Here is a 12,344-nt window from a genome sequence, read left to right as displayed (position 1 = left end):
TTTATTCTTGAATCTGTTCAAACCACTAGTACCATAGTGTTGCACTTGAAATCCGAATCCAAGGTCGTCTGAAAACCTGATTTGGGCTTTTCAGACGACCTTTTGTTTGGGCAGGTATCAATAAACGTCGCGTTGGTAGCGTTTGTCTTCGCGCATTTCGTTGAGATAGTCTTCGGCATCGTCGCGACTGAGTTTGCCTTGGGTTTCGATGACGTCGAGCAGGGCGGTTTCTACGTCGCGTGCCATGCGGGTGGCGTCGCCGCAGACGTAGAGGTGTGCGCCTTGTTGCAGCCAGTTCCAAACTTCGGCGGCGTGTTCGGCGATTTTGTGTTGGACATAGACTTTGTGTTCGCCTTGTCTGCTCCATGCCAAGTCGGCGCGGGTGAGGATGCCGTCTTTGCGGTAGTCGCTCCATTCAAGCTGGTAGAGGAAGTCGTCGGTGAGGCGTTGGTTGCCGAAGATGAGCCAGTTTTTGCCACTGTCGCCGTTGGCGGCGCGTTGCTGCATGAAGGCGCGGAAGGGGGCGATGCCTGTACCTGCGCCTATCATGATGACGGGGGTGTTGCCGTCGGCGGGCAGGCGGAAGTTGGGGTTGGGTTCGACGAAGACGCGTACTTCGCCGCCTTCTTCAAGGCGTTCGCCCAGATAGCCTGAGGCTGCGCCGGTGTAGGTGCTGCCGTGGTGTTCGAAGCGGACGACGCCGACGGTCAGGTGTACTTCTTCGCCCACTTCGTCTTGTGCGGAGGCGATGGAGTAAAGGCGCGGAGTTTGCGGGCGGAACAGTTGGAACAGGGTTTGTGCGTCCAACGGATGGGGGTGGGCGGTGAAGACGCCGACGGGCGGGGTGGCGGCGAGGTAGGCGTCCAAGCGGGTTTTGTCGGAGGCTGTGGTTTTGAGTGCTTCGCTGCCGGACAATTCGGCGTACTGCTGCACGAGTGCCGGCGTGTTTTGCGTGATGTCTGCGGACTCGGTCAGGGCGGTGCGGATGTCGGTTTCGAGGTCGTCTGAAAGTCGGACTTTTTCTTCTCCGCTTAATTGGTGCAAATCGAGGATTTCTTGAACCAAAGCCGAATCGTTGAGCGGGAGTACGCCCAATGCGTCACCTGCTTGATAGTGCAGTCCGGAGCCGGACAGGTCGATTTCGATGTGTTCCACGTCTTTCTCGGCGGAACGGGACGTGATTTTTTGGCGGACGGACAGGGTGGCGGTATAGGGTTTGTCTTTGGTATAGACAGTGCCAGCGGTTTGGTTTGTGGCTGGTGTGGCGGTAGGCGCAGCAGCTTGGGCAGCAAGCTCGGCAACTTTGGGGACAACGGCTTTGACCCAAGCATCGGCAGCGCTTTGAAACTCTAAATCGCAGATGCCCAAGTCGTTCAGACGACGTGCGCCCAGTTCGGCGAATTTGGCGTCAAAGTCCTTGCCCGCTTGGCAGAAATTGGGATAGGAGGAATCGCCCAAACCTAAAACGGCGAAAGTGAGTTTGCCCAAATCGGGGGCCTTTTTGCCGAAGACGAATTTATACAGCGGCAGCGCTTCTTCGGGCGGCTCGCCCTCGCCTTGTGTGGACGTTACCAACAACACGATGTCTTCATCGGGCAGGGTTTTGCTTTTGAAGTCCCCCGCGCTGCTCAACACGGCTTCGACACCGGCGGCTTTAAGTTTAGCGTGTAAAGATTCGGCAACGCCGCGCGCATTACCCGTTTGCGAGGCTGATAAGACCAACACGCGTCGCGCGGGGGCTGCAACGGCGAGAGCGGCGGAAACACCCAAACTGCCCGCTGCGCCTTGACTTTGCGCCCAGCAGTAGCCGGAAAGCCAAGCGAGTTGTGTAGGCGAGAGGGCGGCGAGTTGTGCGGAAAGTTCGATGGGAAGCGGGTTGGCTGGGGTCATGTCGGTTCCTTTGTGCGGACGGCTGCTTGAGGCAGAACGTTTGCCTGCGCGGCTTTAATTGTTTGGTTGAATGGTGATTTTTCTGAAAACAGTGGCGATACTGTAAACAGGTCGTCTGAAAAACGGAAAGAATGCTTGGTTTTAATTTAATGCGATTTCGTTATATTCTGGATTGGGAGAGGGGGAGAGAAATGGTGATGGGGTTGGATTTCAGACGATATGGCTATCATCTTTCGGATTGGCAAAACATGAATAGATAAGAAATTTTTTTCAATGAAATTGGTGGTTTTATTGCGTATCGCTGCCGACGGTTTGGAGAAAGCAAAAAATACTGCGACCAAGCCTGCAAAATAGCCGATGATTCGGATTGCGCAGAATATTCCTGCAAAGGCGGCGGGTATTTGAAGGGGTTGAAATAAAGCTGAATTTTGTATGGACAGATAGAAAAGGTCGTCTGAAAACGTACAATACTCGTTTTCAGACGACCTTTTTGAGCTTTAAAGCGTTAACCGTTTACAGCGGCCATTTCAGCGCGGGATTGCTTTCGATGACGGCTTTGAACTGGTTTTGAATCCGCTCGATGGCTTCGTCGGAATCCGCCTCGAAGCGCAACACCAAAATCGGCGTGGTATTGGAAGCGCGCATCAGACCGAAGCCGTCGGGGAATTCTACGCGCAGGCCGTCGATGGTGATGATTTCGGTCGCACCGTAGAACTTGGCTTTGGCGGCGAGTTCGTCGATAACCTGATGGCCGTTGCTGCCTTCGGGCAGGTCGATGTTGAGTTCGGGCGTGGAAATGCTTTGCGGCAGGCTGTTCAAGACTTCAGACGGATTGTCGAAGGCAGACAGGATTTCCAAGAGGCGCGCGCCGGCATACAGACCGTCGTCGAAGCCGAACCAGCGTTCTTTGAAGAAGACGTGTCCGCTCATTTCGCCGGCAACCAGCGCGCCGGTTTTTTTCATGGCGGACTTGATGAAGCTGTGACCGGTTTTTTCCATGACGGGTTCGCCGCCGTGTTCTTTAATCCACGGAGCCAGCAGACGGGTGGATTTGACGTCGAAGATGACTTTCGCGCCGGGGTTGCGGCTCAAAACGTCTTGGGCGAACAGCATGAGTTGGCGGTCGGGATAAATAATGTTGCCGTCTTTGGTCACGACGCCCAAGCGGTCGGCATCGCCGTCAAAAGCCAAGCCGATTTCGGCGTCGCTGTTTTTCAGTGCGGCAATCAAATCTTGCAGGTTTTTCGGTTTGGAAGGGTCGGGATGGTGGTTGGGGAAAGTGCCGTCCACTTCGCAGAAAAGTTCGGTCACTTCGTTGCCCAAACCTTTGTAGAGTTTGCCTGCGAATGCGCCGCCTACGCCGTTGCCCGCGTCGATGGCGATTTTCATGGGGCGTTTGAGTTTGACGTGGCCGACGATGTGGTTGTGGTATTCGCCGGAGATGTCTTTTTCGGTTACGCTGCCTTTTTTATCGGAAGCGGTCAGTTTGTCGGCTTCAATCAGGGCGAGCAACTCTTGGATGGCTTCGCCTGCGAGGGTGTCGCCGCCGAGCATCATTTTGAAGCCGTTGTAATCGGGGGGGTTGTGGCTGCCGGTAATCATCACGCCGCTGCCACCGCATTCGTTGATGGCGGCGAAATAAAGCATGGGGGTGGCGACCATGCCGACATTGAGGACGTCAATGCCGCTGTCGGTAAAGCCGCGTTGGATGTGTTCCATCAATTCGGGACCGCTCAAGCGTCCGTCGCGTCCGAGTGCGATGCGGGTGATGCCTTTTTCGGCGGCTCGGGTGGCGATGGCTTTGCCGATAAGGTAGGCGGCTTCGTTGGTCAGGGTTTTGCCGACAATGCCTCGGATGTCGTAGGCTTTGAAGATGTCGCGGGCAATATTTGCCATGATGGTTTCCTTTGTGATTGTGAATGGAAAACGGGCTTATTCTAACATAGGCAAAGGTCGTCTGAAGGCTTTCAGACGACCTTTGGAGGTTACATCAAATAACATTTACTGCGGTTTCAATCAGTTACCGAAAGTGTTGCATTGGTTGATGTCGCCGCTGTCCAAACCGCGTTTGAGCCATGCCATGCGCTGTTCGGACGAGCCGTGTGTAAAGCTGTCGGGAACGACATAGCCCTGCCCCTCTTTCTGCAGGCGGTCGTCGCCGACGGATTCGGCAGCCAGCATGGCTTTGGTGATGTCTTCGGCTTTGAAGATATTATTGTTGACGGCGTAATGCCCCCAAATGCCCGCGAAACAGTCTGCCTGCAATTCGAGTTTGACGGAAAGGGCATTGGCTTCTTTTTTGCCGACCTGCTGCTGTATTTTGTGGACTTTGGGCAGGATGCCGAGCAGTTTTTGAACGTGGTGTCCGACTTCGTGTGCGATGACGTAGGCAAACGCAGCATCGCTGGCGGAGTTGAGTTTGGTCTGCATATCTCTATAAAAGTCTAAGTCGAGATAGACTTTTTGGTCGCCCGGGCAGTAAAATGGACCCATCGCCGATTGACCCATGCCGCAGGCGGTGGATGTACCGCCGTTGTATAACACCAGCGTGGTCGGGGTGTAATTTTGTCCGTGTTGCTTGAAATAGCTTCCCCAAGCTTTTTCTGTATCGGCGAGGACGACGCGGGCGAGTTCGTTCAACTCGGCTTCTTCCTGAGGCTTGAGCTGGGAAGTTTGGGTCGAGCCTGGACCCATGGAAGGCGTGCCGACCAAGCCGCTCAAATCGACGCCGTAATAAGCGCCGACCAAAACGACGATGATGCCGAGGATGCCGGGCGCTTTCCCGCCTCCACCGCTGCTGCCGCGTCGGTCTTCTACGTTTTGACTCTGTTCGCGTCCTTTCCAATCCATCTTGTGTGTTCCTTGTTGTGAAGTGATATGGGCTGATTATACCGTGAAGGGGCGGAGTGATGCCTGCCTATATGAGAAAAGGTCGTCTGAAAACACCAAACGGAGTTTTTTCAGACGACCTTTTTGCCATGTCAAAGCCGGATTATTCCGCCTTCAAACCTGCCACACACTGCCTGTCGCGATCTTCAAACGCTTGCGCGCCGCCGAGCAGGTCGAGCTGTTCTTGCGGGCTGAGTTTGCCCAATGAACGGATTTGCTCTTCGGAAAGTTTGTCCAAAGGCTTGTCCCACATACAGGTGCAGTAATCGGTGGCGAGTTTGCTGTTGTTTGAATCCAAGCCCCTTTCTTTCAAATCGTTTTGCCATTTTTCGGCAAAGGGGATGTTTTTCACGCAAGACTCAAAGATGTTCTGCTTTGCCTGCGGTTTGGACATGGCGCATTGGGAGAGCAGGGCGGTCGCGGCGAGCAGCGCCAAAATGACCCACGCCCAAATGCGGATGGTGCGGATTTTGGCTTTCGCTTTTTTACGCGCCGCGGCCTGCTCTTCGGCGGACATTTCGTTTTTCGGCTCAGTCATGCAGGCTTTCCATGCGGATCATGGTGATCGGTTTCTCCACGCAGCTTAATGCTTCGATGGCGGCAATGGCGCGCTTGATGTTTTTCTCGACCGTGCTGTGGGTCAGAATCACGATTTCGGCGGTGGTTTGGTCGATCACGCCTTTTTGGATTAAGGCTTCGATGGACACGTTTTCTTTTGCCAAAAGCGCGGCGATTTGCCCCAGCGTGCCCGGTTCGTCTTTGGCTTGGACGCGCAGGTAGTAGCTGCTGGTGATTTCGTCCATAGGCAGGATGGTTTGCGCTTGGACTTGGGCGGGCTGGAACGCCAGATGCGGCACGCGGTGGTCGATATCGGCTTCAATCAGGCGGGCGATGTCGATGATGTCGGCGACCACGGCGGAAGCGGTCGGCAATGCGCCCGCGCCTGCGCCGTAATATAAGGTTTCGCCGACCATATCGGCGTTGACGCGCACGGCGTTCATCACGCCGTTGACGTTTGCCAAGAGGCGGCTTTCGGGGATCAGGGTCGGATGGACGCGCAATTCGATGCCTTTGTCGGTTTTGCGGGTAATGCCCAAAAGTTTGATGCGGTAGCCGAGTTCTTCGGCGTATTTGATGTCGCGGCTGTCGAGTTTGCTGATGCCTTCGAGGTAGCAGGCGGGGAAGTTCATCGGCGTACCGAATGCCAGCGCGCTCATGATGGTAATTTTGTGGCCTGCGTCGTTGCCTTCGATGTCGAAGGTCGGATCGGCTTCGGCGTAGCCCAATGCTTGTGCTTCTTTCAATACGTCGGCAAACGCGCTGCCTTTTTCACGCATTTCGGAGAGGATGAAGTTGCTGGTGCCGTTGATGATGCCGGCGATGCTGCGGATGCGGTTGGCGGCGAGGCCTTCGCGCAGGGCTTTGATAATCGGGATGCCGCCTGCCACAGCCGCTTCAAATTGCACCATGACGTTTTTTTCTTCCGCTAGCGGGAAGATTTCGTTGCCGTATTCGGCGAGCAGTTTTTTGTTGGCGGTAACGATGTGTTTGCCGTTTTCAATGGCTTTCAACACGGCATCTTTGGCGATGCCGGTACCGCCGAACAATTCGACGACGACATCGACGTCTTCACGCGCGACCAGTTCGAACGGGTCTTTGACGAAGGCTGCGGACGGGCAGATTTGGCGGGCTTTTTCTTCGCTCAAGTCGCATACGGCACTGATGCGCACTTCGCGTCCCAAACGGCGGCTGATTTCCGCCGCATTGTCCTGCAACACGGCAGCCGTACCGCCGCCAACCGTACCTAAACCTAAAAGACCGATGTTTACTGGCTTCATTGTGCCTCCTTGTGAGCCGATTCTCTTAAATCAAAAAGTAAAAACAGAAATTCAGAAAGCCCGAAACGCACCGCCGCCGCAGATTGATATAATGCTGATTTTGCAAGGGCGGAAGGCGCAGGCTAAAGTCGCCCATCCTACCTGAAATTGCCTGATTTTGCACCTTTTTTACGGAACGCGGCGAAAGGGCGGCAAGCCTGTTTGAAATTGATATATCAAGCCGAGAAAGAAACGGAAGAAAAATGCTGATTGAAGAAAACAAAACCGATGAAACCCTAAGCCTGACCGCTTATCGGGCGGGCGCAATCGAAGCGGGCGGCAAAACCTACACCACACCCATCATCTGGCGCAACGGCAAAATCGAAGCAATGAACGTGCAAACGCCGTCCGAACTGACTGCCGCCGACCTGTTTCAGACGACCTCCGAGTCGGACGGTTTGCCCGAAGTCATCATCATCGGCACAGGAGAGAAGCAGCAGTTTCTCCACCTGAAAATCGCCGCCGAACTTGCCGCACACGGCATCGGGCTGGAATGTATGAACACAGCCTCCGCCTGCCGAACGCTGGTCTTGCTGCAAGGCGAAGGACGCAGCGTTTGGGCTTGGCTGTGGGTATGAACGGGCATCCGCTGCATGTAAAATAGGTCGTCTGAAAATTTTCAGACGACCTGATTTGAGCATATTGCCTTTAATTATGTATCACTTGGCAAATAGATAAAAACCTTCTATCCTCGTCAATATTTTTCGTCAACCTAAAAAAGGAAATCCTTATGGCTCAAATTACCTTCCACGACAACCCTGTCAACACTTCCGGCGACCTGCCCGCCGTCGGTCAAACCGCGCCTGCGTTCAGTCTGACCGCTGCTGATCTGTCCGACAAAACTTTGGCGGACTTTGCGGGCAAGCGCAAAGTGTTGAACATTTTCCCGAGCATCGATACCGGCGTGTGCGCCCAATCCGTGCGTACCTTTAACCAACGCGCGTCTTCTTTGGACAACGCGGTCGTATTGTGCATTTCAGCCGACCTGCCGTTTGCCCAAGCCCGTTTCTGCGGCGCGGAAGGTTTGAACAATGTGGTAAACCTGTCCACATTCCGCAGCAGCTTTGCCGCCGATTACGGCGTCACCCTGACCGACAGCCCGTTGCGCGGACTGACTGCGCGTGCCGTTGTGGTTTTGGACGAAAACGACAAAGTCCTGCACAGCGAACTGGTTGCTGAAATTGCCAACGAGCCTAATTACGACGCGGCTTTGGCTGTTTTGTAAACCAGGGTTTTAAAGCTGAAAAAGGTCGTCTGAAAAGTTTCAGACGACCTTTTGTCTTTCTTCCTAAACTATTTTGCAGGCGGCTTCAATTCAAACACTTCGGGATGCGCCTTGAAATATTCTACGGCGATAAATCCGCTGCCGATGATGATCACCAGGAACACCGCCATGACAATCATGGCAAGGATGAATTTATCCGAAGGATGGGCGTCGGGCTTTTGTTTATCCGCCATTATTGCATCTCCGAGAGCCAGTCGCGGGCGGTGAGAAACTCGTTCAGCCGCGCTTCGGGCGAACCTTCTTCCGGCGCGTATTGATACTCGAAACGCACCAAAGGCGGCATAGACATCAAAATACTTTCCGTGCGCCCGCCGCTTTGCAGGCCGAACAGCGTACCCCTGTCCCAAACCAAATTAAATTCCACATAACGCCCGCGCCGGTAAAGCTGGAAATCGCGTTCGCGTTCGCCGTACGGCGTGTTTTTGCGTTTCGCCACAATCGGCAAATACGCTTCGATGTAGCCTTCGCCGACCGCCTTGATGAAATTCAGGCAGGTGTCGAAATTCCAGCGGTTCAAATCGTCGAAAAACAAACCGCCCACGCCGCGCGTTTCGCCGCGGTGTTTCAGGTAAAAATACTCGTCGCACCATTTTTTGAACTCGGGATAAACCGCTTCCCCAAACGGCGCGCACACGTCCCGCGCGACCGTGTGCCAATGCAAAATATCTTCTTCAAACGGATAAAACGGCGTCAAATCAAAGCCGCCGCCGAACCACCACACAGGCTCGCCGCCTTCCGGATACGCGATAAAAAAGCGCACGTTCGCATGGCTGGTCGGTACATACGGATTTTTCGGATGAATCACCAGCGACACGCCCATCGCCTCAAACGCCGCGCCCGCCAGTTCAGGGCGGTGCGCCGTTGCCGAAACGGGCATTTTACTGCCCTTCACATGCGAAAAATTCACGCCCGCCTGCTCGAATACCGCGCCGTTTTTCAATACGCGGGTTTCGCCCACGCCCAACTTGCCCGTCCATTCTTCACGCGCAAACACCGCCCCGCCGTCTTCTTGCTCAAGCGCGGTGCAGATTTGGTTTTGCAGGTTTTTCAATACGGTTAAAACGGCTTCGGTATGCATGGGTATTCCTTGCTTTTATGATGAGACGGAGTTCGTCGGGTTGATGAGAGAATTTAATTCGGTATTGTAGTCTGAAATGAACAAATAAGGTCGTCTGAAAACCCTTTTTCAAGATTTTCAGACGACCTTTCCGTGTGACAAGATGCTTAAACGGGCAAGCCGATTACGCGCCGTAAACGGGATATTTGTCGCAAAGCGCGGTGATTTGTTTGCGGACGTTTGCCAAATTCGCTTCGTCTTCAGGATTTGCCAAAACATCGGCAACGAGGTTGGCGAGGACTCGGGCGTCGGCTTCGTTAAAGCCGCGCGTGGTCATGGCGGCGGAGCCGATGCGGATACCGGAGGTAACGAACGGTTTTTCCGGGTCATTCGGAATGGCGTTTTTGTTGACGGTGATGTTTGCTTTGCCCAATGCGGCTTCGGCGGCTTTGCCGGTGATTTTCATCGGTTGCAGGTCAACGAGGAAAACGTGGCTTTCGGTGCGGCCGGAAACGATGCGCAAACCGCGTTTGACCAATTCTTCCGCCATCGCTGCGGCGTTGATTTTCACCTGTTTCGCGTATTCTTTGAACTCGGGTTGCAGGGCTTCTTTGAACGCAACGGCTTTGGCGGCGATGACGTGCATCAGCGGGCCGCCTTGCAGGCTTGGGAAGATGGAAGAGTTCAACGCTTTTTCATGCGTGTTGTCGCGGCACAAAATCACGCCGCCGCGCGGGCCGCGCAGGGTTTTGTGGGTGGTGGTGGTCACGAAGTCGCAGAATGGGACGGGGTTGGGGTATTCGCCGCCGGCAATCAGACCTGCGTAGTGCGCCATATCGACGAAAAGGTAGGCACCGACTTTGTCGGCGATTTCGCGGAATTTCGCCCAGTCGATTTGCAGTGCGTAGGCAGATGCGCCGGCAACGATCATTTTGGGTTTGTGTTCGAGCGCGAGGCGTTCGACTTCGGCGTAATCGAGGACTTCGTTTTCATCCAAGCCGTAGGTAATGGCGTTGTAGAGTTTGCCGGAAATGTTGACGCTGGCACCGTGGGTCAGGTGTCCGCCGTGGGCGAGGCTCATGCCGAGGATGGTGTCGCCGGGTTTGAGGACGGAGGCGTACACGGCTTGATTGGCTTGGGAGCCGGAATGGGGTTGGACGTTGGCGTATTCTGCACCGAAGAGTTCTTTGACGCGGTCGATTGCCAGCTGTTCGACGATATCGACGTATTCGCAGCCGCCGTAGTAGCGTTTGCCGGGGTAGCCTTCGGCGTATTTGTTGGTCAATTGCGAACCTTGTGCCTCCATCACGGCGCAACTGACGTAGTTTTCGGAAGCAATCAGTTCGACGTGGTCTTGCTGGCGTTGGTCTTCTTGGGCAATGGCGGCTGCCAGCTCCGGATCATATTGGGCTAGGTTGACGCTTTTTGAAAACATCTTCTCGACTCCTTTGTCGGTTGGGAAACGGGGATTGATAAGTGTTGAACAATGTACCAAATCGGTTTGGATTGTCAACGATTTTATCTTTCAGACGACACCTTTGCTGCTTGGAGGGTCGTCTGAAAAGTTTTATTTGAACAGATTGTCTTGTTTCAAATGAAATTCGATTTTTTCAAGCAGGGCTTCGAGGTCGGTCTCGGCTTGGGCGGCGGCGAGGTTTTTGCCCAACTCTTCCAAAGCCAGCGCATCGAGCCTGCGGCGTTCGAGTTTGCGCGCTTCTTCGTTGAAGATTTTGATGTTGTCGGGCAGGATGAGCGGCGGCACGCTGCCGTCGGTCGTATAGAACGCTTCATCCGCAAACACGAACCCCTCCGGCAATGCAGGCGCATTGTCGTAGTCGGCATCGTTGACCGGCATCCACTCGGAATGCTGTTCCAACAGGATGAATTGCCCGTTCATGCCGTAAATATGGGCAAAATGGGAGAGCTTGGGGCGTTTGGTGTTCATGCAAAGATTGTATGCCGATGATGCGGGAGCGTCTAGGGCGGAATTTTGTGTCGTCGCAGTAGGAAGGTCATCTGAAAGTAGTATAATTACAAAATCGATAAATTTTTGAAGACAAATATAAAAAGGGAAACCCCAATGTCAGCAAACACAAACAAGCAATGGCTAAGCGTCATCGCCCTGGCAGTTGGCGCATTCATTTTCAACACCACCGAATATATCCCGATTGCCCTATTGAGCGACATCGGCGCGACCTTCAATATGCCGCCGACCGAAGTCGGCATCATGATTACCGTGTATGCCTGGATTGTCGCGCTGCTGTCGCTGCCGCTGATGCTGGCAACGAAAAACATCGAACGCCGAAAGCTGCTGCTCATCCTCTTCGCGTTCTTTACCCTCAGCCACATCGTTTCCTATTTCGCCCGAAGTTTCGAAATCCTGCTCATCAGCCGCATCGGCATCGCCCTGACGCACGCCGTGTTTTGGTCGATTACCGCCTCGCTGGCGGTACGTGTCGCGCCGCAGGGTAAAGGCAATCAGGCTTTGGGGCTGCTCAGTACGGGGACGGTCATGGCGATGGTGGCGGGCATCCCGCTGGGGCGCGTTATCGGGCAACACTCAAGCTGGCAGTTCAGCTTTTTGCTTATCGGACTTTGCGCGGCAGCGGTCATGGGCATATTGGCGAAAAACCTGCCGCTGTTGCTCAGCGTGAACACAGGTTCGCTCAAAAGCCTGCCCGGATTGCTCAAGCGTAAAAACCTCATGCTGCTCTACGCGCTGACCGTCCTCCTGATTACCGCCCACTTTACGGCATACAGCTATATCGAACCCTTCGTCCTGCAAGCCGGCGGCTTCGCGCCCGAACAAGTAACCATCGTCTTGAGCCTGTACGGGCTGGCGGGGTTTGCCGCGTCGTATCTGTTCGGCAAATGGTTTGCCAAACACCAGCGCACATTCCTGATGACCTCGGTATCCGTCATCATGGCTTCAACGCTCTGCCTGCTGCCCCTTGCCGCTTACCCGATAGCCGTTTACGCGCTGGTGTTTGTCTGGGGTATCGCCATCGTCGTCTTGAGCCTCGGCATGGTCTCCAAAGTATTGGACTTTGCCTCGGATGCGACGGATGTAGCCAACTCGATTTACTCAGGCCTCTACAACGTCGGCATCGGCGGCGGCGCGCTTTTGGGACATTACGTTACCGTCTGGGCAGGCATTTCCAACATCGGCTTTGTCGCCGCGATCTTGGCAGCGGCAGGATTAGGCGTGTGTCGGATGTTGGTTGAAATGCGGAAATAAGGGGGTTGAGACCTTTGCAAAAAAGCCCTTTCCCCGACAGCCGAAACCCAAACACAGGTTTTCGTCTATTTCCGCTCCTAATTACTCCTGATTTTACCCAAATGCCCC

The 12,344-nt window shown here is 54.4% G+C and carries 12 protein-coding genes; 3 read left to right on the top strand and 9 right to left on the bottom strand.

The genetic code is table 11. The features are described 5' to 3' along the window. Positions 1 to 117: 117 nt before the first annotated feature. The 5 genes from AC5M9B_RS02620 to AC5M9B_RS02600 form a co-directional block, all read right to left on the bottom strand. Positions 118 to 1,890, bottom strand: coding sequence for an assimilatory sulfite reductase (NADPH) flavoprotein subunit (locus tag AC5M9B_RS02620; protein WP_019271381.1), 1,773 nt, complete (start codon positions 1,888 to 1,890; stop codon positions 118 to 120). A 513-nt stretch (positions 1,891 to 2,403) separates the two neighbouring features. Beyond that, a complete protein-coding gene (locus AC5M9B_RS02615) occupies positions 2,404 to 3,786 on the bottom strand; it encodes a phosphomannomutase/phosphoglucomutase (protein WP_455007673.1) in 1,383 nt (460 codons plus the stop codon). Between the two features lie 120 nt (positions 3,787 to 3,906). Continuing rightward, positions 3,907 to 4,740, bottom strand: coding sequence for a KPN_02809 family neutral zinc metallopeptidase (gene ypfJ, locus AC5M9B_RS02610; RefSeq protein ID WP_455007672.1), 834 nt, complete (start codon positions 4,738 to 4,740; stop codon positions 3,907 to 3,909). Positions 4,741 to 4,882: 142 nt separating this feature from the next. After that, positions 4,883 to 5,317 carry a hypothetical protein gene (locus tag AC5M9B_RS02605; RefSeq protein ID WP_003778151.1) on the bottom strand — a complete coding sequence of 145 codons (435 nt, stop codon included), beginning with the start codon at positions 5,315 to 5,317 and terminating at the stop codon, positions 4,883 to 4,885. Beyond that, positions 5,310 to 6,617: a homoserine dehydrogenase gene (locus AC5M9B_RS02600; RefSeq protein ID WP_455007671.1), complete on the bottom strand. Its 1,308-nt coding sequence runs from the start codon at positions 6,615 to 6,617 to the stop codon at positions 5,310 to 5,312. Before AC5M9B_RS02600 ends, AC5M9B_RS02605 begins: the two co-directional genes overlap by 8 nt. 242 nt (positions 6,618 to 6,859) lie before the next feature. Between AC5M9B_RS02600 and AC5M9B_RS02595 the strand changes: the two genes are divergently transcribed. Beyond that, on the top strand, positions 6,860 to 7,234 hold the full coding sequence (locus tag AC5M9B_RS02595) for an Mth938-like domain-containing protein (RefSeq protein ID WP_455007670.1): 375 nt from the start codon (positions 6,860 to 6,862) through the stop codon (positions 7,232 to 7,234). Positions 7,235 to 7,386: 152 nt separating this feature from the next. Then, positions 7,387 to 7,881, top strand: a complete 495-nt coding sequence (tpx, locus tag AC5M9B_RS02590; protein WP_455007669.1) for a thiol peroxidase — start codon at positions 7,387 to 7,389, stop codon at positions 7,879 to 7,881. A 68-nt stretch (positions 7,882 to 7,949) separates the two neighbouring features. Here the strand turns inward: tpx and AC5M9B_RS02585 are convergent, their stop codons facing one another. The 4 genes from AC5M9B_RS02585 to AC5M9B_RS02570 form a co-directional block, all read right to left on the bottom strand. Continuing rightward, positions 7,950 to 8,114, bottom strand: a complete 165-nt coding sequence (locus tag AC5M9B_RS02585; RefSeq protein ID WP_168165589.1) for a hypothetical protein — start codon at positions 8,112 to 8,114, stop codon at positions 7,950 to 7,952. Continuing rightward, positions 8,114 to 9,019 (bottom strand): oxygen-dependent coproporphyrinogen oxidase, encoded by a 906-nt coding sequence (gene hemF / locus AC5M9B_RS02580; RefSeq protein WP_146736511.1) that lies wholly within the window; start codon positions 9,017 to 9,019, stop codon positions 8,114 to 8,116. Before hemF ends, AC5M9B_RS02585 begins: the two co-directional genes overlap by 1 nt. 163 nt (positions 9,020 to 9,182) lie before the next feature. After that, complete coding sequence (gene glyA / locus AC5M9B_RS02575; protein ID WP_070540608.1) at positions 9,183 to 10,433, bottom strand: serine hydroxymethyltransferase; 1,251 nt, start codon at positions 10,431 to 10,433, stop codon at positions 9,183 to 9,185. Positions 10,434 to 10,565: 132 nt separating this feature from the next. Then, positions 10,566 to 10,943 (bottom strand): hypothetical protein, encoded by a 378-nt coding sequence (locus AC5M9B_RS02570; RefSeq protein ID WP_070540610.1) that lies wholly within the window; start codon positions 10,941 to 10,943, stop codon positions 10,566 to 10,568. 135 nt (positions 10,944 to 11,078) lie between these two features. On the opposite strand from AC5M9B_RS02570, the gene AC5M9B_RS02565 reads away from it, so the two are divergent. Beyond that, positions 11,079 to 12,236 (top strand): sugar transporter, encoded by a 1,158-nt coding sequence (locus tag AC5M9B_RS02565; RefSeq protein ID WP_487648210.1) that lies wholly within the window; start codon positions 11,079 to 11,081, stop codon positions 12,234 to 12,236. Positions 12,237 to 12,344: the final 108 nt, after the last annotated feature.

The sequence above is a fragment of the Neisseria flava genome, assembly GCF_982712965.1.
The sequence above is the reverse complement of the archived record's forward strand: the minus strand, read 5'-3'. Positions and strand labels throughout refer to the sequence as shown.

Coding starts and splice junctions, on each gene's coding strand:
- AC5M9B_RS02615 (WP_455007673.1), bottom strand. CDS start 3,786: ATGGCAAATATTGCCCGCGACATCTTCAAAGCCTACGACATCCGAGGC.
- AC5M9B_RS02565 (WP_487648210.1), top strand. CDS start 11,079: ATGTCAGCAAACACAAACAAGCAATGGCTAAGCGTCATCGCCCTGGCA.
- hemF (WP_146736511.1), bottom strand. CDS start 9,019: ATGCATACCGAAGCCGTTTTAACCGTATTGAAAAACCTGCAAAACCAA.
- AC5M9B_RS02605 (WP_003778151.1), bottom strand. CDS start 5,317: ATGACTGAGCCGAAAAACGAAATGTCCGCCGAAGAGCAGGCCGCGGCG.
- AC5M9B_RS02570 (WP_070540610.1), bottom strand. CDS start 10,943: ATGAACACCAAACGCCCCAAGCTCTCCCATTTTGCCCATATTTACGGC.
- ypfJ (WP_455007672.1), bottom strand. CDS start 4,740: ATGGATTGGAAAGGACGCGAACAGAGTCAAAACGTAGAAGACCGACGC.
- tpx (WP_455007669.1), top strand. CDS start 7,387: ATGGCTCAAATTACCTTCCACGACAACCCTGTCAACACTTCCGGCGAC.
- AC5M9B_RS02620 (WP_019271381.1), bottom strand. CDS start 1,890: ATGACCCCAGCCAACCCGCTTCCCATCGAACTTTCCGCACAACTCGCC.
- AC5M9B_RS02595 (WP_455007670.1), top strand. CDS start 6,860: ATGCTGATTGAAGAAAACAAAACCGATGAAACCCTAAGCCTGACCGCT.
- AC5M9B_RS02585 (WP_168165589.1), bottom strand. CDS start 8,114: ATGGCGGATAAACAAAAGCCCGACGCCCATCCTTCGGATAAATTCATC.
- glyA (WP_070540608.1), bottom strand. CDS start 10,433: ATGTTTTCAAAAAGCGTCAACCTAGCCCAATATGATCCGGAGCTGGCA.
- AC5M9B_RS02600 (WP_455007671.1), bottom strand. CDS start 6,617: ATGAAGCCAGTAAACATCGGTCTTTTAGGTTTAGGTACGGTTGGCGGC.